Annotated in this window: 20 protein-coding genes; 14 read left to right on the top strand and 6 right to left on the bottom strand. The window is 43.6% G+C overall.

Annotated features, from left to right (window positions below; all coding sequences use genetic code 11):
• Nucleotides 1–33 precede the first annotated feature (33 nt).
• Nucleotides 34–540, bottom strand: coding sequence for an RICIN domain-containing protein (locus ACE38W_RS16265; RefSeq protein WP_375832306.1), 507 nt, complete (start codon nt 538–540; stop codon nt 34–36).
• 74 nt (nt 541–614) lie between these two features.
• Complete coding sequence (locus ACE38W_RS16270; protein ID WP_375832307.1) at nt 615–1,082, bottom strand: hypothetical protein; 468 nt, start codon at nt 1,080–1,082, stop codon at nt 615–617.
• 110 nt (nt 1,083–1,192) lie between these two features.
• On the opposite strand from ACE38W_RS16270, the gene ACE38W_RS16275 reads away from it, so the two are divergent.
• From ACE38W_RS16275 to ACE38W_RS16295, 5 genes are all read left to right on the top strand, one after another.
• Nucleotides 1,193–1,777 carry a Crp/Fnr family transcriptional regulator gene (locus ACE38W_RS16275; protein WP_375832308.1) on the top strand — a complete coding sequence of 195 codons (585 nt, stop codon included), beginning with the start codon at nt 1,193–1,195 and terminating at the stop codon, nt 1,775–1,777.
• Nucleotides 1,778–1,848: 71 nt separating this feature from the next.
• Nucleotides 1,849–2,403 (top strand): cysteine hydrolase family protein, encoded by a 555-nt coding sequence (locus ACE38W_RS16280; RefSeq protein ID WP_375832309.1) that lies wholly within the window; start codon nt 1,849–1,851, stop codon nt 2,401–2,403.
• Nucleotides 2,404–2,513: 110 nt separating this feature from the next.
• Nucleotides 2,514–4,046: a sulfatase gene (locus tag ACE38W_RS16285; protein WP_375832310.1), complete on the top strand. Its 1,533-nt coding sequence runs from the start codon at nt 2,514–2,516 to the stop codon at nt 4,044–4,046.
• Nucleotides 4,047–4,177: 131 nt separating this feature from the next.
• Nucleotides 4,178–5,146, top strand: a complete 969-nt coding sequence (locus ACE38W_RS16290; protein WP_375832311.1) for a dimethylarginine dimethylaminohydrolase family protein — start codon at nt 4,178–4,180, stop codon at nt 5,144–5,146.
• A gap of 198 nt (nt 5,147–5,344) precedes the next feature.
• Nucleotides 5,345–6,967 carry a glycoside hydrolase 43 family protein gene (locus tag ACE38W_RS16295; protein WP_375832312.1) on the top strand — a complete coding sequence of 541 codons (1,623 nt, stop codon included), beginning with the start codon at nt 5,345–5,347 and terminating at the stop codon, nt 6,965–6,967.
• Between the two features lie 51 nt (nt 6,968–7,018).
• Here the strand turns inward: ACE38W_RS16295 and ACE38W_RS16300 are convergent, their stop codons facing one another.
• Both ACE38W_RS16300 and ACE38W_RS16305 read right to left on the bottom strand, forming a co-directional pair.
• Entirely contained in the window at nt 7,019–8,464 is a 1,446-nt protein-coding gene (locus tag ACE38W_RS16300) for a sulfatase-like hydrolase/transferase (RefSeq protein WP_375832313.1), read from the bottom strand.
• 61 nt (nt 8,465–8,525) lie between these two features.
• On the bottom strand, nt 8,526–8,918 hold the full coding sequence (locus ACE38W_RS16305) for a winged helix-turn-helix transcriptional regulator (protein WP_375832314.1): 393 nt from the start codon (nt 8,916–8,918) through the stop codon (nt 8,526–8,528).
• Nucleotides 8,919–9,009: 91 nt separating this feature from the next.
• On the opposite strand from ACE38W_RS16305, the gene ACE38W_RS16310 reads away from it, so the two are divergent.
• The gene (locus tag ACE38W_RS16310; protein ID WP_375832315.1) at nt 9,010–9,519 is read left to right on the top strand and encodes a dihydrofolate reductase family protein; all 510 of its coding nucleotides are present in this window, start codon (nt 9,010–9,012) and stop codon (nt 9,517–9,519) included.
• A gap of 42 nt (nt 9,520–9,561) precedes the next feature.
• Here ACE38W_RS16310 and ACE38W_RS16315 read toward each other — a convergent pair whose 3' ends face one another.
• Nucleotides 9,562–9,972, bottom strand: coding sequence for a DUF1348 family protein (locus ACE38W_RS16315; RefSeq protein WP_375832316.1), 411 nt, complete (start codon nt 9,970–9,972; stop codon nt 9,562–9,564).
• 12 nt (nt 9,973–9,984) lie between these two features.
• A complete protein-coding gene (locus tag ACE38W_RS16320) occupies nt 9,985–10,509 on the bottom strand; it encodes a TetR/AcrR family transcriptional regulator (RefSeq protein ID WP_375832317.1) in 525 nt (174 codons plus the stop codon).
• Nucleotides 10,510–10,715: 206 nt separating this feature from the next.
• On the opposite strand from ACE38W_RS16320, the gene ACE38W_RS16325 reads away from it, so the two are divergent.
• The 8 genes from ACE38W_RS16325 to ACE38W_RS16360 all read left to right on the top strand — a co-directional run bounded on the left by ACE38W_RS16325 (nt 10,716) and on the right by ACE38W_RS16360 (nt 21,020).
• Entirely contained in the window at nt 10,716–11,516 is an 801-nt protein-coding gene (locus ACE38W_RS16325; RefSeq protein ID WP_375832318.1) for an alpha/beta fold hydrolase, read from the top strand.
• 101 nt (nt 11,517–11,617) lie between these two features.
• The gene (locus tag ACE38W_RS16330; protein WP_375832319.1) at nt 11,618–12,637 is read left to right on the top strand and encodes a hypothetical protein; all 1,020 of its coding nucleotides are present in this window, start codon (nt 11,618–11,620) and stop codon (nt 12,635–12,637) included.
• Nucleotides 12,638–12,817: 180 nt separating this feature from the next.
• Nucleotides 12,818–13,432, top strand: a complete 615-nt coding sequence (locus ACE38W_RS16335; protein ID WP_375832320.1) for an RNA polymerase sigma factor — start codon at nt 12,818–12,820, stop codon at nt 13,430–13,432.
• A 66-nt stretch (nt 13,433–13,498) separates the two neighbouring features.
• Entirely contained in the window at nt 13,499–14,644 is a 1,146-nt protein-coding gene (locus ACE38W_RS16340) for a FecR family protein (RefSeq protein ID WP_375832321.1), read from the top strand.
• 125 nt (nt 14,645–14,769) lie between these two features.
• On the top strand, nt 14,770–18,072 hold the full coding sequence (locus ACE38W_RS16345; protein ID WP_375832322.1) for a TonB-dependent receptor: 3,303 nt from the start codon (nt 14,770–14,772) through the stop codon (nt 18,070–18,072).
• 17 nt (nt 18,073–18,089) lie between these two features.
• Nucleotides 18,090–19,547 carry a RagB/SusD family nutrient uptake outer membrane protein gene (locus ACE38W_RS16350; RefSeq protein WP_375832323.1) on the top strand — a complete coding sequence of 486 codons (1,458 nt, stop codon included), beginning with the start codon at nt 18,090–18,092 and terminating at the stop codon, nt 19,545–19,547.
• Nucleotides 19,547–20,089: a tyrosine-protein phosphatase gene (locus ACE38W_RS16355; protein WP_375832324.1), complete on the top strand. Its 543-nt coding sequence runs from the start codon at nt 19,547–19,549 to the stop codon at nt 20,087–20,089. Before ACE38W_RS16350 ends, ACE38W_RS16355 begins: the two co-directional genes overlap by 1 nt.
• A gap of 211 nt (nt 20,090–20,300) precedes the next feature.
• The gene (locus ACE38W_RS16360; RefSeq protein WP_375832325.1) at nt 20,301–21,020 is read left to right on the top strand and encodes a DUF1028 domain-containing protein; all 720 of its coding nucleotides are present in this window, start codon (nt 20,301–20,303) and stop codon (nt 21,018–21,020) included.
• Nucleotides 21,021–21,236: the final 216 nt, after the last annotated feature.

Here is a 21,236-nt window from a genome sequence, read left to right on the forward strand (position 1 = left end):
TACCGTCGGCCCCCAAATCTTTTATGAAAGTGATTACATGTCTGGATGTTGGGCTTTCAACGTCCAGTGTTGCAGATTACCGGGAATTTTATTAGCAAGTTTAACCGGCGCATTTATGCGTCCTTTATTATCAGCAGGGGTGATATATAAATCCGTTCCCTTAAGCCGAATTAAATATTGTGCATTACCAGCAGAAAGGAATTCATATTGCTGGGTTTCCTGATTTGCATTAACTGGCTGTTCTTCCAGCTGGCTGCCAGCCACAGGAGTAAGGTTGGCAGGCTGAAATGTTTTACCAGAATATAAATTCGTCAGCTGATATGCATTGTTATCTACCTGTTTAAAATCCCAGGTAACGCATTTCCAGTTAACAGGAGAATAAGCTACAATGGATGTTCCGTTTTGGGTGTCGGCATCCTTGATGCGGAGATATATACCCGTTTCAACATTGGCGATCGCATAGGTGCCCTTTATCGTTTGTGAAAAACAGGATGATGACCAGATGATGTTCAGTAGTGTTATTATAGTGATGGTTTTCATAAAAGTAAATTACGTTTATGAAATTAGGAATCCTATCTAAGATTTCAAAAATATAAATATGATACTTTAGCTGCTCAATAGACATGTAGGATTACTACCTCCTGCTTGTTAAACAGAAAACGATCACCTGCTTTTTTATTGAATAACAGTTTAGCCAATGGAGATAATGGCGAGAGAAAAAATACCTGTTGATCGTCAACCAGCTGCTTGCCTAATCCGGCGGCAATGAAGAAATATTGTTGTTCGCATTGTACCAGTGCGCCGGTTTGCGCGGAAGTATAGGAAATGTCTGTCTTTACAGATTTCAACAGTGCCAGCTCTTTCATGTTTTCTGCCTGTTGCCGGGCATACATATCTTTTTCCAGGTGGCCCATGGCCCTGCTGGTTTCGTATTTGTCGCCGGCAGAGCTCTTGCTTTCGTTGTTGGCCGCTTCCTGTGCATTATCAATAGCAGCTTGCGCTACTGCAATACGCTCTTCTATAATGCGTTGTCCTAGCTGCTTTAGGCTGTTCTTAAAGGATATCATCTCCGCTGCCATCATATTTTTTAATTTATAGGGAGATCAAATTACGTAAAAATATCTTTGGAGAAATACCTTTGCTGGTTGGATATATGAAAAGTCATAATTTAGCCGGATAGTGATTGTTACACATGACGGACATAGCATTACTAAGACAGCACGTTGCAAAATATATTCAGCTCTCTGCGGAAGAATTTGAGTTGTTTATCACGGATTTTCACCCTAAGAAGATCAGCCGTAAGGCTTTCCTGCTAAGGGAAGGAGAGATTTGTAAGTATGAGGCTTTTGTTACCAAAGGTTGTTTTCGTATATACTATCGCGATGAAAAGGGAGATGCGCAGATCCTGTATTTCGCTGCAGAAACGTGGTGGGCAACGGATATAGACAGTTTTATCAATCAGCAGCCATCCATTCTGAATATAGAAGCGCTGGAGGATTGTGAGGTGATGGCGATCAATAAAGCTGATAAAGACAAGCTGTATGAGGTCTTGCCCAAAGTGGAGAAGATGTTTCGTATTATGAACCAGAAGTCGCTGGTGACTTTTCAGCGAAGGGTGATTTCCTCTTTGGGGAAAAGCGCCGAGATGCGTTACCTGGAATTTATTGAAAAATATCCTGCGTTGGAGCAACGCCTGACGCAGCAGCAGCTGGCGGCCTATCTTGGCATATCGCACGAATTTTTAAGTAAGATTAGGAAACGTCTTTCCCGTAAGTAGAACGGTTTTTTGAACTAGTTCAATTTTTAGGGAGATCAGGGGAGATAATTTGCAGTCATAAAATAGATTTTATGAAAACAGCACTCCTGATCATTGATGTACAGAACGATTATTTTGATGGTGGCGCCCATACACTGGTGAATCCTATGCCTGCTGCGGAACAGGCCAGCCGCGTATTGGCCGCTGCAAGGTCCAGGCAGATGCCGGTGGTGCATATACAGCACATTGCCATCAACGAAGGGGCCGATTTCTTTCTGCCCGATACCAACGGCGCCGCTATTCATCCACTGGTGAGGCCAGCAGCCAGTGAAGCGGTTATCATTAAACATTATCCAAATAGTTTCAGAGAAACCCAATTGCTGGAATACCTACGTGCTAACGAGGTATCCACGCTGGTTATCTGTGGTATGATGACAGATGTATGTGTAGACGCTACCGTTAGAGCCGCTATGGATGCTGGCTTTACGACAACCGTTATTGGAAATGCCTGCGCTACCCGCGACCGGGAACTCTATGGTAATACGGTGGCTGCAGCCACCGTGCAAGAAGCCTATCTGGCTGGGATGACCGCCCTTGGCGGACTCTATGCACAGGTGATTACTGCCGCGGAGTTTACAAAAAACTAATCTTAATGTTACTGTTTTGAGCATAAGCTCCTGGCATAATTGCCAGGAGCTTATATTGCTTGCAGAATATAAAAAAAGACCCTATTTTTCGGCCAATAAAACAGTAAACAATGAGACTACGAAATTGGATGACTGTGATATTTTCCCTGGCAGTTTCCTCCACTGTATGGGCACAGCAAAGACCCAATGTGATCATTATCGTTTCGGATGATCACGCGTACCAGGCCATCAGTGCGTATGGCAATAAACTGGTCAAAACGCCGGGCATCGACAGAATCGCCAATGAGGGCACCCGTTTCGATCGTGCCTATGTCACCAATTCTATTTGCGGGCCAAGCAGGGCGGTGATACTGACCGGAAAATATTCTCATAAAAACGGATTTAAAGATAACGACCATTCCCGCTTCGATGGCTCTCAGAACTCTTTCATTAAAGAACTGACCAAAAGTGGCTATCAAACCGCCTGGATAGGTAAGTGGCACCTGGAAACAAAGCCGCAAGGTTTCAGCTTCTGGGAAATATTGCCGGGACAAGGACAATATTACAATCCTGATTTTCTGCAAATGGACAGCTCTAAAACGAGGCTCCGTGGCTATGCTACCAATATCATAGAAGACCTTGCAGAAAACTGGCTGGATAAGCGTGATACCACAAAACCTTTTTGCCTGGTTATCGGTCATAAAGCCACCCACCGCGAATGGCTCCCCGATACCACCGATCTCGGAAGATATGATCATATCCAGTTTCCACTGCCATCTAACTTCTATGACGACTATAACGGCAGAAAAGCCGCTGCTGTACAGGATATGACCATCGCCAAAACGATGACTATGGGTTACGACCTGAAAATGTTTGAATCTGATGAAGAAGAAAACAAAGATGGCAACATCAATCGCATGGACCCTGCACAAAGAGCGCGCTTCGATGCCTATTACAAAGCAATCCAAAAGGATCTGCAAGCACAGCACCTCTCTGGTAATAGCCTTACAGAATGGAAATACCAGCGCTACATGCGTGATTACCTCAGCACAGCAGCCGCATTGGACCGTAACATCAACCGCACCCTCGACTACCTCGACAAGCACCAGCTAACGAAAAATACGATCGTCATTTATCTGTCTGACCAGGGCTTCTATCTCGGAGAACATGGCTGGTTTGATAAACGCTGGATGTATGAAGAATCGTTCAGAACGCCTATGCTGATGCGTTATCCGGGAGTCTTAAAGCCAGGAACTGTCAACAAGGACTTTGTAATGAACCTGGATATTGCCCCTACGGTGCTGGAAGCCGCTGGCGTAAAAATTCCGTCAGATATGCAGGGCGAGTCTATGCTGCCATTGCTGAAACATACAAAGCAGAAGGGAAGAGATGCGATGTATTATCATTACTATGAAAATACGGTTCATCAGGTATCTCCGCAATTTGGAATCAAAACACAGCGCTATAAACTGATACGGTATTATGAAAGAGTAGAAGGATGGGAGTTGTTTGATTTGGATACAGATAAGTCGGAGATGAATAACCTGTATGGCAAGAAAGGCTATGAGGCAATAACAGCACAGCTTAAAAAACAGCTCTCGGCTTTGATTGCGAAGTATGAGGATACAGAAGCCGCAGCGTTGATGAAAATAGAGGTGAAATAACAATAACGACTATACGTAATGATAGGAAAGCCTGCTGGAAATATTTCAGCAGGCTTTTGCTTTTGAACCACTACATGCAGGCCCGGTAAACATTTCAGGAGTTTCTGTTGTAATAAGTAAAAAATGCAGGTATGATTTACGTAGAAAACGAGTATGCGACGTTGAAAAAAGTAGTGCTGGCCCAATCGGAGTTTGGTTATGCCAGGAAGATAAAGGAAGATGACCTGCGTTTTTTGCAGGAGGCATCTATTGCAGATATAGAAGAACATCGTGGAAAGGATTTCAGGGAAGCTCACCCGGAGAAGCAGCAGCGGTGGGAGCAGGAGCGTACAGAATTGAAGCAGGTACTGGAAAAATATGGCGTTACCGTGCTGCGTCCAAGGAAGCTGACACCCGCAGAGAAGCATGCTGCTGGCGATGATGGTTATGCTAATTTTTTTGTGCGCGATCCATTTTTTACTATTGGCAACTGCGTTATAGAAGGGTCCATGCGGTTTCTACATCGCAGAAGAGAAGTTTTGCCAGTACGTAGTATCATGCAGGAAGAAGTATATCCGCAAGACTGCTTTTATGTTGCCACACCGCAGCCGGCGGTGGCCTTACCAGATGACCTGACACTGGGCGAAGGCCCTTTCCTGGAAGGCGGAGATGTCATCGTACTGGGAGATACCATCCTGGTGGGCAATTCAGGCCTAGCCTCTAATGTTGCCGGCGCAGAATGGCTGAAGAAGTTCATGGGGAAGTTTGGCTATAAAGTAGAAATGGTACGATTAGTACCTACTATACTTCACCTGGATTGCGCCCTCGGACTTATCCGCAATGGGCTCATGGTGATTTGTGATGATGCCTTTGTGGACGGGCCTCCTGCGATATTCAATGATTGGAAGAAAATACATGTAGACATGGAAGCCGCTACCAGCCTTGCTACTAACGGATTGCCTGTTTCTCCGGAAGTATATATCACTGATCCGGCTTTTTCTTATATAGGTGAACAGGTGGCCGCGTACGGCATACACGTAGCATATGTTGATTTCCGCATCAGCAGGAGCTTTGGCGGCTCTTTTCGTTGTAGTACGCAACCGTTGCTGAGAAAGGGTTGAGGAGTAAATGTAAATAATGTATTGCTATCTACCTGAAGTATAAAATTATTGTACGATAACGGAAATACCTGAATTAAATTATTAACTTGTATGCTTTAAACAGTGAACATCAGCCGGTAAAGGAGGACGGGCGTCCAATAGGTGGAGCCCTTCCCATTCAATGCCATACCGCGTTTGAAAATGAAAGCATACTTCCACATGAAAAAAACAGGATTACTAAACATCCGGCAAAACAGTAAGTATAAAATCTGCTGCTTACTCATCTTCATTTTTACCTGCACTATGCAATTAAAAGCCCAGGAAACTAATGTCTGGTCGCCAGACAATGGCAATGGCACTTTCACCAATCCCTTGATGTGGGGCGATTGGCCAGATCCGGATGTTATCAGGGTTGGCGATTATTTCTACCTGATTTCTACGAGCATGCACTATGTGCCTGGTAGTCCAATTGCAAGGTCGCAAGACCTTGTCAACTGGGAAATTGCTGGCTATGCCATTGATCATTATACGGAAGATCCCAAATTTGATATGAATGGAGGTACCTTATATCTCAATGGCTCCTGGGCAAATACAATCCGTTATAACAATGGAAAATTCTATGTAGGATTCTGTACACCTAATGGCTGGGGCAGAGATAAAGGAAATTTTTCAATTTGTACAGCAACAACTGTAAATGGCCCCTGGGAGCGTACCATCTTCCCTAATTTCTTCTACGATCCAGGCTTGTTTTTTGACGATAACGGTAAGGTATATGTGGTACATGGACAAAAGAAACTCTATATCACTGAGCTGAACAAAGATGTTAAATCTGCCATTGGCCCAGATATAAAAATATGGGAGAGAGGTTTTAAAAATGCGGATACTATAGATGGTGGATTCGGCATGGAAGGCTCTCATATGTATAAAATCAATGGTAAATACTATATCACTTGTCCTGCTGGTGGTACGGAAGGCTGGCAGGTTTGTTTGCGGTCCGACAGCATCTATGGCCCTTATGAGTATAAGGTCATACTTCATGATGATAGTTCTTATCCTCCAAATGGTTTACATCAGGGAGGAATGGTGCAGCTGAAGAATGGAGACTGGTGGTTTATCATTATGCAGGACCGTGGCCCGATTGGCAGGGTACCGAATCTTGTGCCAGTAAAATGGGTAGATGGCTGGCCGATGTTAGGTGACGGTAAAAAAGATGTAATCACCTATGCCAAACCTAATGTGGGCAAAGTATTTAAAAAGATGAGCCCTGCTACCTCAGATGAGTTTAATCAAAAAAAATTAGGCCTTCAATGGCAATGGAACCATAACCCCGATAATGCGAAATGGTCGCTGACGGAGCATGCAGGTTACCTGCGTTTAAAAGCCTCTAGGGCTGATTCGCTGAAAGTGGCGAGGAATACGCTTACGCAGCGTGTCCAAGGGCCAGGTTGTGAAGGTACAGTTGAAATAACACTCAAAGGACTTAAGAACGGCAATGTTGCCGGCTTTGGTATTTTTCAGTTCCCATATGCATATGTGGCAGTAGAAATGAAAGATAATAAGCGAAGCATCATCATGTGTAATGATGAAAAAATAATTGAAAGTATAGATGATATTAAGGCAGAAAAGATTTGGATCAGATCAAGGGTGACCGATAGAGATTTTATCGCAAAATTCTACTACAGCCTTGATGGAAAAGAGTTTTATGCAATTGGAAATGACCTGAAGATGCAGCTGGGGCTGGATTGGACGGCAAACAGATTTGCACTATTTAATTATAGCAAAATCCCGGAAGGTATTGATGGCTATGCCGACTTTAATTGGTTCCACTTTACAAATAAATAGAAAAGACCTGCGCCTGGCGCAGGTCTTTTTGCTTAATTATAACCAATATATTTACGGATTAATCTTCAGCGCATCTGTCCATTTTAGTTTTTGCGGATAACCCCATCCTGGCTTAGAAGGATTGCAGAAGTCGTTGTAGAAAGCCATCTCCTTATACAATTGCTGGCGCATAGTGAGCACCTGTTGTTTATAGCGAGGCTCATTTGCAAGGTTATGCATTTCCAAAGGATCTTTATGTAAGTCGAATAATTGCTCCGGATGTTCTCCATTCACATTATATAAAATATACTTCATACTATCGATGGTAATGGCGCGTTGCAAATTAGCGTAAGTGGTAAACAATACATTTCTTCCTTTGAAACTATTACTGCTAAAGGCTTTGGTGAGTGATTGTCCTTCTACGCTTTTAGGAATGGGTAGGTGGTTCATTTCGCAGAGTGTCGGGAAAACGTCTGTGAGATAGCAATAGGCGTCCACACGTTTGTTTGCCGGGATGCCAGGACCCGCCATGATCAAAGGTACCCGCATGGAATGATCGTAGAGATTTTGTTTGCCTAACAGCCCATGCTGACCAACGGCAAGGCCGTTATCACCGGCAAAGATGATGATGGTATTTTCCAGCTGACCACTTTTCCGCAGTGCTGTTATGACGCGTCCAATTTCATGATCCACTTCTGTGATCATGGCGTAGTATTTCGCTATCTCCATTTTTACGCTGTCGCGATTACGTGGGGAGCCGAGTAGTACTTCATCCCTTACCGTCATTTCTCCGTTATCAAAAGGATGCTTTGCCAAAAAATTGGCTGGCAGCGATATTTTAGCGATATCGTATTTATTAAGATATTCTGCTGGTGGCGTGCGTGGATCATGTGGCGCAGTAAAAGCAACGTACATGAGGAATGGCGCGGTATGCTGCTGTTGCAGGTACTGTATCGCTGCATCTGCATACATCACGGAAGAGAATTTTTCACCGTGAAAGCGTTGCTTATAGGCGCCAGTACTATCATAATGTGTTAGCATAGGGGAGATGTGGCCACCATCTTTTTCGGTATGCATGCCACCGAAGAAAATATTTTCTCCGCTGCCAAAGGATCTGTTGAAGGAGGCATAATCGCTGTGCCACTTGCCGGTTTCGAAGGTTTGGTAGCCGTTGGCACGGAAATATTCAGGAAAAGTGCTATCAGTAGCAGGGATCAGGCCACCATCCTGATGAACATGAAATACGGATTTGCTGGTGAGTAGCATGGCCCGACTTGGCGCACAAACAGCGCCGCCTAAAGAGCCCATGATATGCGCCTGAGTGAAGCAGGTGCCCGCATGTAGCAGCTGGTCCATATTAGGTGTAATGATATCAGGATTGTTCAGTGCATGAATGGTGCTAAAACGCTGGTCGTCGGTAAATAGTACCAATACATTATAGCGTTTGGATTGTGCCTGCAGTCCTGTTGCCAGACTGAGCAGGCCTAAAATGGTCAGCAATGATTTTCGTATATGCATAAGAGGTTGTTGATACAACTAACTTAAGCCACGCCGTTGAATGAATTTGATAGTATCTTATCTAAACGTGATAGGATAAAGCGTCTGCACTTTGAACTCCATTGTTTTTGATCAGGCTTCTGTGTTTTGCCCCAAATGCCAGCAAGGCGTTGAAGACATCCCTTGTTTCGTAGGCATGCTCCGTGAGGGCATAAGAAACGGTGATAGGCTTGGTATTATTGACAGTTCTCGTGACGAGGAAATTCTCTTCCAGCTGTTGCAATTCTTTGGTGAGCACTTTCGGGGAGATATTCAGCATTACCTCTTGCAAGTCTTTAAAGCGCATTTCACCGTAAAAGGATAGGTTCTGTAGTATGCATAATTTCCACTTGCCTCCCAGCAATTCTATCGCATCACTTAATGCAAGTGATCTTTCCCTGCTTTCATTTTTTTCGCAACGTCGTACCAATGTCATCGTAGGTATAATTTATTACTTTCCTGAAGGTAAGTGATAGTGACGGGAAAATAAAGAGTAAATAGCTTTGCTTCGAAATAAAACAGTTACAATGCGTGTATCATTAATAGCGAATATTGCAGCAAACGGAAAGGTATTATTATCGGAAAATATCCGGTATCAGGCGCCGCAGACGGCCATGGGTATTTTTATGGAAGTAGCTGCCAGGGCGGGCAACCTGGTACTTGGTAAGAAAACATTTGAAATGTTGCAACAGGTGATTGGAAATGTGAAAGCAGCTTTTCCAGGTATAGAACTCCTGCTGATAGCTGGTTCCAGTATCCCTGACACAGGGGTTCACGTTGTAGGCAGCCACGAAGAAGCGATTAGCTACCTGACTGCAAAAGGATATCAGGAAATTGCCGTAGGTGGTGGTACCATCACTTATAATGCGTTTCTCGACAATGACCTGGTAACCGATATCTATTTTAATATCCACCCGGTTATTGTAGGCAACGGTGGGGTGTTAGGCGCAGATAATGAGCTGGCTACCAGATTTAAATTAGTGTCGAGTAAGGAGATAGGAGACAATATTGTGCAGCTGCATTACGACAAGGCATAGTGGCAATGCATTGGGGGCAGGATTTGTCCCCAATGCATCTTATTATAGATATCTGTCTTCTTCCTTAATTTCCAGATCATTAATACTCGCATACCTTTTCGCCATTAATCCATTTTCATCAAACTCCCAGTTTTCGTTGCCATAAGCCCGGAACCATTGGCCAGACTGGTTTCTGTATTCATATTCGAATCGCACCGCGATCCTGTTATCGTGGTGCGACCAATATTCTTTTTTCAGCTTATAATCCAATTCGTTCTCCCATTTGGCAGTAAGGAATTTTACTATTTCTTCGCGGCCGTTAATAAACAAATGCCGGTTCCTCCATTCGCTATCCACGGTATAAGCGAGGGATACTTTCTGGGGATCTTTGCTGTTCCAGGCATCTTCTGCCATCTGGATTTTTTGCCTGGCCGTTTCTAAGGTGAAAGGTGGCAGCGGATGTTTCTGTTGCATACTGCGGAAGAATTAAAATAGTTTTTGTAAAATTTCTTTTGATTTTTCTACGAGGTCGTTAGATTTAAACAACTGGCTTTCAATAATGGAGCTCTCAAACAGCAAGTATATATGTGCTGCCAAAAGCTTGTTGTTAATCATTTGTTGGAAGAAGTTTCTCAGGTCTTGTTTATGCGCCTGGATAACCGCCAGTATCTGATCCTGGTCTTTTGAAATCTCTGATAATATATTTAAGAAACTGCAACCTCTGAAGTTTTCTTTTTCATTCATGTAGATGATAAAGTCGAAGGCCGCCAATACTTTCTTTTTGGTGTTTTTAGCCGTGGTAATATAAGCGGTAAGTGCTGCAAACCAGTATTCATGGCGGGTGTCCAAAAATGCCACACATAATTCATCTTTTGACTTGAAGTGCTGGTAAAAACTAGCTTTGGCTACATTGGCCTCCGCAATTATCTGATTGATCCCCGTGCTGTTAAACCCTTGCTGATGAAAGAGTGTGGTGGCGGTATGCAATATCCTTTCCCTGGGAGCATTCATGTTTTTGCTTTTATGGGACAAAGGTAGGGATTATAAAATGAACAGACAAGTCTGTCTGTTTTTTTCTGCAAAAAGCTATAAAAGGGGTACTTTGTACTATTCCAGGCAGCACACCAAGAAAAGTACTTAAGAAACCTTGTTTTATACCTTTTCTTGCTTGGCCGTAGTAGCTAATTTTGTCATCATCAATTAAAAACATACAAATCATGACAACAACAATAGAACAATACTTTACAACAGAAGACGGCGTTAAGATTGCTTATCGTATTGACGGAGAAAACAATAAACCAGTACTGGTACTGGCAAATTCAATTGCCACCAGTTATCATATGTGGGATGTACAGATCCCTGTGTTTACAGAAAATTTCAGGGTATTGAGATTTGATACCAGGGGCAACGGTGCTTCTGACGCGCCGGCAGGAGATTATTCCATCAACAGGTTTGCAGGAGATGTAATCGAATTGCTTGATTTTCTGCATATAGAAAAGGTACATTTCCTGGGACTCTCCCTGGGCGGCTTTATAGGTCAATACCTCGCGATTAATTTTCCGGAAAGGATAGATAAATTGATCTTAGCCAATACCTCCTCTTATCTTGGGCCACAGACAGGCTTTAATAACAATATCAAAGCTTTGCGCGCCGGCGCCGACATGGCAGGCTTTGCAGAAATGTTTATCAATAACTGGTTTCCTAAAGACATCATTGCTTCACAACCTGAACTGATCGCCGAATTTTCCGATGAAATTAAAAGGATGCCACAACAGGGCCTGGCAGGTTCCTTTGCCGCTGTACGAGATGGTGACTTACGCAAAACTGTTGCACTGATACAGCAACCAACACTTATCATCGGTGGAATAAATGATACCGTTACTATTCCTGAACATAGTGAGCTATTGGCAGCCACCATACCAGCTTCCAAGCTGGCACTACTTGCCGCAGTTCATCTTTCTAATATTGAAAAGAAAGAAGAATTTAATCAACTGGTACTGGATTTTCTTGCTAACTAAATCAGGCACTAGCTGAGGAAGAACGTGAATTTACTTGCGACAGAAACAGAAAAATAATACATTCGGCAACGGATGTATTATTTTTTTTAATATACTGGAAGATGAGTAACCCAACAAGAATATATAGAAAACAACTGATAGAAGGCTTTTCCATACCTGCTATTATACATAATGCAAGCTATTATTTTACCGACCTGGATGTATATGCTGATGGCAGAGTGCAATGCTGGAATTTTGAAGACCTGGAACATTTCAAGAACGACGTCAAAAGGGGATGGGTATCTTTAAGTATTCCTGAAGGGGATCAGATCTCCATATATGGTTTGGGATGCTGGACAATTTCGAACGGTAACTGGTGCTATACGCAGGAAACATTTATCGATTATGTGTTGTCCTTAATAAAGGAATTAAACCCAAATCTGGAGAATATCTACCAATATAAACCACGTGTAGTCAACGGCGTTACCATTGGGGAGTCTGGTCAAGGGACGATATACAAAACAAAGTCGAACATTCCTCCTGATCCATTTGAAGAAAGAATATCGGGAGACAGCATGAATGTATTTTACAGGGCAAATGATAGCTGGTATCTGGCAAAAACAATTGTATTTCCAGACAATACCATTACCTTGACTAGATTGGAAACACCCGTAGATATTAGCTTCCAGGAGTTTGAAGCATTGATAGATAAAGGAATCATCCAATCAGAAATCCCTTCAGGTACTAAAGTGATGATTCATGGCCTCGGAAGTTTTATCATTGGAGAGGCGCATTACACTACGGAAATAGCCGAAATACTGCTGGAGATACAAGACGCTGCAAGGAAGCTCAGAAATGAACCCACCACCTTGGATATCTGCATAAATGCCTACCAGCAATACCTGGATAACCCTACAGCTGCGAACAAAGCACTACTCAAAACAAGCTATGAAAACGTGCCAGATCATCAAAAAATGTATGTAGGTGATATGGATACCAAAGATATAGCCGTACGTATGATTATCTATGGTGATGAGGAAATTGAAAACTGGTCGCACTACCAGGTTGCAACGTCAATGGGAGAATCGCTGCCATCAATAGTAGTACCTAAAACAAAAGATAATATCGAAGACGGAGAATAAACTCCGACTGATATTTGAATTATTCTCATGTCTGAAATATAAAGTTATCTAGCTGATTATTGATGCACGCTAAGTCAGTGGCTATTCATAGGGGTTGCATACAAATACCTCTCTAAATGCTATGGAATGCTAATTTTATTTATAATTTTGGCAACACAACAAAATTAACTTGCTGTTTTAATGGGTCAGACAGGATTATTTAAAGTTGAAGGGACGGACCAATTACAGGAGCATATATTGCTGCAGCAATCTGCCGATGGCGATTCACAGGCTTTCGAGATGTTGTATACGCGTTATCTTCCGAAACTATATCATTATATTTTTCGTTTTACAAGCTTGCCGGAGGAAGACATCATGGACATATGCCAGGATTTGTTTCTCAAGCTTTGGGACAGAAAAGAGCTATTGATCACTATCAGATCGCTGGATGTATACCTGAAAAGATCAGGAAGGAATGCGCTCATTGACCGTATGAAGCATGGTCAGTTTAAGGTGAATCTTCACGAACAATATAGCCAGTCTAAAGAGCAGCACCGCGCCACCACAGAAGAATTATTACAATTTTCAGAATATAGCCAGCTTGCCCAGCAGGCCATCAGCCAACTGTCGCCCAGAAAACAGGAAATATTTCGTCTGCGAATGGAGCAGGATATGTCTTTAGATGAAATTGCCAATTTGCTGAACATTTCAAAATCAAGGGTAAAGCAGTCCATATACGAAGCCAAAGATGATATCCGGCTGTTCCTGAAACAGCGTGGAGCGCTGTTTCTCATCCTGTTTTTTCTTCACTACTAAAAAATAATTCGCACTACCAGTGCTTTCCTTTTTGGGGATCGTCTTTTAATAAAGACTATATAAGTCATGACCATAATAGAGGTAAAAAAATTAATACCGGTGTTAGTGAAAGGGCAGCAGCAGGAATCGGAGCAGCAGGCTTTTGAGGCCTGGCTGCTTACTGCCTCCAGGGAGGAGTTGAGCGAGGTGATGGACCTTTATTATGATGCCCTGGATGGAGAAGATGTCATTTCCTTCATGCCCGCCGACTTCCCAACCAGGATGCAAACACGTATGCGCGCTATATTGCCCGTGCATCTGCCAAAGAAAAAGAAAGTTCAATATTTACGTTGGGCCGCTGCCGTAGTACTGTTTCTATCGGCTGGTATTGCCCTGGCGCTGCTGACAAGAAAGCCTGCGTCTACCATTGCCGGTAATATCATCCGGCCAGGTTCCGACAAAGCCATACTTACGCTCGCCGACGGCAGCACCATCGAATTGGGTAATCATAACAGTGACAGTGTCATTAAAACGGGTGTGCAGGTAATTCAGCTGGACAGCTCAGTTATCAGCTATGCCAATGCCACAGGCGATCAACGATCATTTAATACATTGACCACGCCCAGAGGGGCGCAGTTTCAGGTTGTACTGCCTGATGGCAGCCATGTATGGCTAAACGCCGTTTCCTCCTTAAAGTACCCTGTGACTTTCAGTAACCAACACAGAACGGTAGAACTCACAGGGCAGGCCTACTTCGATGTGGCACCATCGACTACACCATTTATCGTTAAAACAGGTAATACCGCCATACAGGTACTGGGTACAGGTTTCGACGTAATGGCCTATGAAGAGGAAGGACCAGTGAAAACTACGCTTATAAAAGGAAGTATTGCCGTTCAAACAGGCAATAGCCGAAAACAGCTGCAACCAGGCGAACAAGTAACCTACGATGAAAAAACAAAAGACTTAATTAGCTCGCATCCTTCTATAGAAGAAGTGATTGCATGGAAGGAGGGGGAATTCAGATTCAATGGCGTTAGTATCATCGCCATTATGCGCCAACTATCACGCTGGTATGATGTAGAAATAAAATACGAAGGACCATTACCAACCACCGCTTTCAGCGGCACTTTATCCAGAAAAGAAAACGTAAATCAGATACTATATGCATTGGAAGCTACCGAAGCCGCACACTTTACTATCGAAGGAAACACCATCGTAGTAAGAAAATAATGTGCTTCAGTCTTGCTGAAAAAAACCGGAAGTAATTGGACCTACTTCCGGCAACAGTTTCAGGAATGGCTGATATAAAAGTTGCTTAGACTCATTTTATCGTAAACCCAAAACCAATCAAAAGTATGAATCTACTTTTAAACGGCAAAGCCATGCCGTTACCTGTACCACTAAAGCTGCTCATGATCATGAAATGGACTGCTGTTTTTCTCCTTATTGCGGCCATACACGTAAGCGCAAAAGGCTATTCACAGAAGGTGACGATCGCCTCTCCGTCTATCAAACTGCAAGCGATTTTCAAAGATATTCGAAAACAAACCGGCCTGGCTTTCGTTTATGATAAAGCCCTCCTGGATAAAACATATCCGGTGTCTATCCAGGCATATAATAAGGAGTTTGCCGATGTACTGGCAGAATGCCTCAACGCACAAGGGCTTACCTTTGAAGTTAACAGCAACATCATTGTTGTTAAGAAGATGCCGCCAGCAGGTAATGCTGTTATCAAGAACCTCACCAACGCAGTACTGGGCCAGGTAGATATACAAGGCCATATCACTGGCCCCGAGGGCGAATCCGTTATAGGAGCAACTGTACGCCTGAAAGGCACGCAAAAGGCCACCATCACCAATGCAGATGGTAACTTCACACTCAATGGTATTAAAGATGGTTCCTATACGCTTGAAGTCAGCTCTATTGGATATGAAAACTATTCCAAAATTATTACTGTGGGTAATGAGACCCTGAAATTCAATGTCACACTCGGCAAAAGTATTTCCGGCCTGAATGACGTGGTAGTAGTAGCCTACGGCACGCAGCGTAAAGGCACCTTTACTGGTTCTGTTAGCACGCTCAATACCAAACAGCTGGAAGGCTCTCCCAGAGCAACGATAGAAGATAATCTTCAAGGAAATGTGAGTGGGGTAGTGGTATCCCAGGGTTCCGGTCAGCCAGGATCTGCTCCCAACGTGCGTATCCGTGGTGTGGGTTCCATCAATGCAGGAAGTGCGCCGTTATATGTCGTAGATGGGATACCGTTAAACAGCGTAGACCTCAATAGTTTCAATGCGAATGATATCGCCAGCATGACGGTGCTTAAAGACGCTGCGGCGGCCTCGCTGTATGGTTCCCGTGCAGCCAATGGTGTTATCATCATCACCACAAAAAAAGGAGCTGCGGGTAAAACCAGCTTTGTTGCCACCGCGCAAACTGGTTTCACTAATGTGATCAACTCCAAGGATGATAAACCGCTTAATACTACCGAACAGCTGGAACTCTACCGCGAAAGTTGGGTGAATGCAGGGAAAGATATCAATCTCTTTGTTCCTGAATTAGTAAAACAAGGCATCGACACCACCGTGAATACCAACTGGTTCAAAGAACTGACAAGAACAGGCCAATACCAGCAATTCAACCTCTCTGCCAGCGGCGGTACAGAAAAAACTACCTATTTTCTTTCTGGAGGATACTATAATGTTAAATCGCCGTTGCTGAATAGCGCCTTCAAACGCTATAACTTCAATGCGAAGATTAATGCACAAGCGACAGAGCGACTGTCATTACAAGCCGGCGTTCTCGCTACTGTCACCAAACAGGATGGCGTCAGCAATGATGGTAGCAATGCCAATCCTGTCAGGGCCTACAAGAGATATGAACCATGGCTGCGTGTATACCTTCCCGATGGCTCCTATGACCTGAGCTATTCCAACAACTACAATCCGGTGGCCTTTACCAAAGAAAACAAACATCCGAGCGACCGATACGATCTCCTGGGAAATATCGGACTGAAATATAAAATTTTACCGGGGCTGACATTTGAAAACCAAAACAGTATTGATTTTGAATACGGAGAAGATTTGTCATGGAATAAAGCTGGTATAGGTACTGCCCGTTCAAATGGCGGTAGTGCAGATTATGGCACCCAACGTGCCATTAGTCTGGTAAGCACAAATATCCTGCGCTATATGCACGACTGGGGCTACAACCATTTCGAAGCTTTCGCCGGCTATGAAGCACAGTCCGTGCAGTCCTCAGATGTGGGGCTTTCTAAATCAAATTTTATCCCTAATACTACTACACTGAGTAATGCGGCAGTATTGAGCGATGGTTATAATACCGCCACCAGCAACTCTTTGACGGGGTTGTTCTCTAATGTTACCTATAATTATCATTCCAAATATTTCTTGTCGGCCTCCCTGCGCAGAGATGGTTCTTCCAGGTTTGGACAGGATAAAATGTTTGGTAACTTCTGGTCTGTTGGTGCCTCCTGGAATGTGATGTCGGAATCTTTTATGAAAGATGTTGACCTGATTTCTCAATTACGTCTGCGTGCCAGCTATGGTAAAAATGGTAATCAAAGTATCGCTGATTTCGCGTCCAGAGGCTTGTATACCAACACTGCCAGCTATAATAACAGCCCGGGTTATTACCTGACACAGTACGGCAACAATAACCTTACCTGGGAAAAAAACAGCCCACTGAATATTGGCCTCGATTTCGGCATCTTAAAAGATCGTATACAGGGTTCCGTTGAATACTACAATCGCGTTACCTCCGCGTTATTACTTGATATGCCGGTATCTGCTACCAACGGCATTACCAGCATCACCAAAAATGTTGGCGCTGTACGCAATAGCGGTATAGAATTAGAACTGAATACCTTCAATATCGCCTCCAAATCTAAAGGTGGTTTCAATTGGAATACCAGAGCTACTTTTTCCACCCTGAACAACAAAATTACCAAACTGGTAAGCACGATGGTGAGCAGCCCTTATATCAGAGAGCAAGGCGGCGATTACTATCAATTCTATATGGTAGGATTTGCAGGCGCCAACCCTGATAATGGAGAAGCACTGTTTTATACTGACGCTAGCAGGACGACTACCACTAACGACTATACGAAAGCTGTCAGATTCAAACAAGGTTCAGCACTCGCTAAATTCGTAGCCGGCATGACCAACACGTTTGAGTATAAACGCTTTACTTTCAGCTTCCAGCTGTATGGTAGCTTCGGCAATAAAATCTATGATAACTGGGGTACCAGCACCTATACGGATGGTGGCTCTACCTTCGGCCCTACGGCAGCGCTGAACCGCTATTATTACGATAATCGCTGGACAGCCAAAGGCCAGACAGGCAAGTTGCCTAAGGTGGTTTATAAAGGTACTGCACCAAGTAGCTCCGATAGGTTCCTTTATGACGGTACGTATATTCGTTTACGTGATATCACACTGGCATACGACCTGCCTGCAAGCATAATGCAACGGATGAAAATGAGTTCTACCAGAATATATGCCAGGGCCACTAATCCATACACATGGGTAAAAGATAATCGCCTGACCTTTGATCCGGAAGTAGGTATTGAAGGCCAGACAGACCAGAACGCGCCCATTTATCGTACCATCGTATTTGGTGTGGATTTCAGATTCTAATTAAAACGTAATCACTCATGAAGAAGATATTTTTTAAATCATATATTATCGCCGCAATAGGTGCTGCCATCTTTACCAGCAGCTGTAGTAAAGATTTTCTCGATAAACAACCACAGCAGAACACCGATTTAAACAGCACCTTTGTGGATATGGCCTCTGGTCGTGCGAGTCTGAATGGTATCTACTCCTTAATGAAAGGCGTTAGCTATTACGGACGTACGCTTTATGTAACCGCCGACCTGATGGCGGACAATGCCTATCTCAGTTCCAGCAACTCTAAGCGTTACCTCCAATTTGACAGCTATACCACCAATTCAACGAATGGTGACGCTACTGGCATGTGGAACACCTTGTATCAGGTAGTGGTGAATGCGAATCTTATGCTACAGGCAGGCAACAAATTGCAAGTAGGTGCTTCAGATAGTACCGAGAAAGCGCAGATCATGGGAGAGGCTTATGCCGTACGTGCCCTGGCGTATTTTGACCTAATGAAATTATTTGCACAGCCATATAACTTTACGGCGGATCAAAGCCATCTGGGAGTGCCGTTGGTAATAGAAACTACTGCCGATGCCGGCGCCATCATCTCTCCGGCTAGAGATCAGGCCAGTAAAGTGTATGCACAGATTGAGGCCGACCTGGTAAAAGCTATTGGATTGATCCCAACTACCCCTGTCGGCTATACGCTGAGTGGCAATAAAGGACGTATCTCCCTGTATGCAGCCAAGGCCATTTTGTCAAGATTATATTTATATGAAGGGAAATGGGCGGATGCCGAAAAACTGGCAACAGACATTATCACCGATAATAAGTATACACTGCTGGCGAAAGATAAACTGGCAACGGATTTTCAGCTGGAGAACAACAGCGAAACAATTTTTGAGATCCTCTACCTGACCACGGATAACCTGGGCACCGATGCCATGGTGAATTTCTGTTTGCAGGGTGGTAGCTATGGAGATATGTTGGCTACTGACGATTTGTATAATCAGTACGATGCTACTGATGTACGCAGAAGCTTTGTGGTAAAGGGCAAACGCAGTGGTGCAGAAAATCCTGCCATTCTCATCAACAAATATCAGAACAAAAGTACTTACCTCGAAGGGATGAAAGTAGTGCGACTGGCAGAAGTATATCTGACAAGAGCAGAAGCGCGCAACAAACAAGGCAAAGATGCGTTGGCAGCCGCAGATGTGGATGTGGTGCGTACCCGTGCACTGGGAACGGTTGCTGCTACTACAGCCACTGGCGATGCTTTGCTGACTGTCATCAAAAATGAACGCCGTAAGGAATTATGTTTCGAAGGTCATCGTTTGTTTGATCTTACCCGTTGGAAGCAGACGTTCACCAAATACAAAACAGGTGGTGCTACTATCAGCATCGGCTATCCGAATACCAAGACAATCATGCCAATACCATTGAATGAAATCAATGCTAATCCAAATATCGCTGGTCAACAAAATCCTGATTATTGATGAAAAAGTTAGTTTTTACATTCGCTATACTTTTGTTTGTCAAGGCCGCAATTGCACAACAGTTACCAGTTTGGGCACAGAAGCAGACCATTGGAAATGTAGGTAATCTGTACAAGGTGAGCGACAGCGTGTATAGGTCGGCACAACCTGATAGTAGTGGGTTTGCAGCATTGCATGCCTCCGGAGTAGCCAGTGTTCTCAATCTGAGGTCACATCACAACGACGCTAAAGCGAGCAGCCAGTCGGGCTTGAAGCTGTATGCTGTAGAAATGGAAGCCAGCCAGGTTGATAATGCATCTATCATTGCAGCATTAAAAATATTGCGGCAATCTCCTAAACCAATATTGATACATTGTCAGCATGGCAGCGACCGTACCGGCGTGGTGTCGGCTATGTATCGCATTGTCATCCAAGGCTGGAGTAAGGAAGAAGCCATTAAAGAAATGGAACAAGGCGGTTTTGGGTTTCATCAACAATATCAGAATATACCTGAATACATCCGTCAGGCAGATATTGAAAAGATACGTAAAGCAATTCAATAACGAACCATTTATGGGCAAACCAAGAGGCCTCCTGCTGCCAGGAGGCCTCTTTTGCTTTTGTTGAAATTTTTCCTGTAATCTCATTCCCTGAAAGACTACGATGATACATAAATTCACCATAAATTGGTAAATTGTATTGCTTAGTATAATAAGTCGCTACTTCTCAATAATATACTAACTTAGTATCAGACCCCTTTTAAATATTTATTGTATGAAAAAGTATTTACCATTCATACTCCTCCTACTCATCATGCAGTTTGGCAGTATTGCTGTTTTTGCTACTTGGTCAATCATCATTGTTGATCCTAAAACAAAAGAAATAGGCATTGCTGGCGCCTCTTGTACGGGCAGTGTTTATGGTATTGGCGGTATTATTCCAGGAAAAGGAGCAGTGGTTGTGCAGGCAATGAGTAATAAATTGGCTAAGATAGCTGGCTTGCAAATGGTAATAGATCATAGGTCGCCACAAGAAATCATTGACTCTCTGAGGAGCGAAATGTTTTATCCGGAAGATCAGCAATATGGTGTGGTATGTTTATATAAACAAGATGAGGTAAAAGTCTATTCAGGAAAGAATATTCCTGCTTTCAATGGTGCGCTTACGGCACCAGGTATATCGGTACAGGGAAACACTTTAAGCGATGCCTCAGAAATTCAACGGATCATGGATGCGGTCATAGCTGCACGAAAACGCGGATTAGGTATCGCTGATCAATTGATGATAGCCCTGGAAGCGGGGAGTGAAGCAGGTGGCGACAGGCGTTGTGGGGCGCAGAAAGCTTCCAGCGCATTTATTACAGTTTGCAAACCTGCTGATGATATGAATAGCCCTTCAATGAATATCATTGTTAATAATATGCCACAAGGCGGTCCCAATGCGGTGGTTGAGCTTCGAAAGAAGTACAATAAAGCAATGGCGAAAAATACTTGAAACTGAGTTAGTGGAATAATTTTGTAGGAAGAACAATGCCAAACCCAGCTTTGGCATTGTTCCTGGAATAATTAGTAATTAACAATCGCGTGTAAGCTTGCAATTAGGGCAAGTTGTTTGTGCCAATGAGGTCAGGCATACGTTTGCTTTTGAAGCGCTTAAAGCTGCCACTTTAATTTTGGTTAACTGTAGTCTTTTAGGGGTTGTTTGCTTTTT

The sequence above is a fragment of the Chitinophaga sp. Hz27 genome, assembly GCF_042263525.1.
In the GTDB taxonomy this organism is placed as follows: domain Bacteria; phylum Bacteroidota; class Bacteroidia; order Chitinophagales; family Chitinophagaceae; genus Chitinophaga.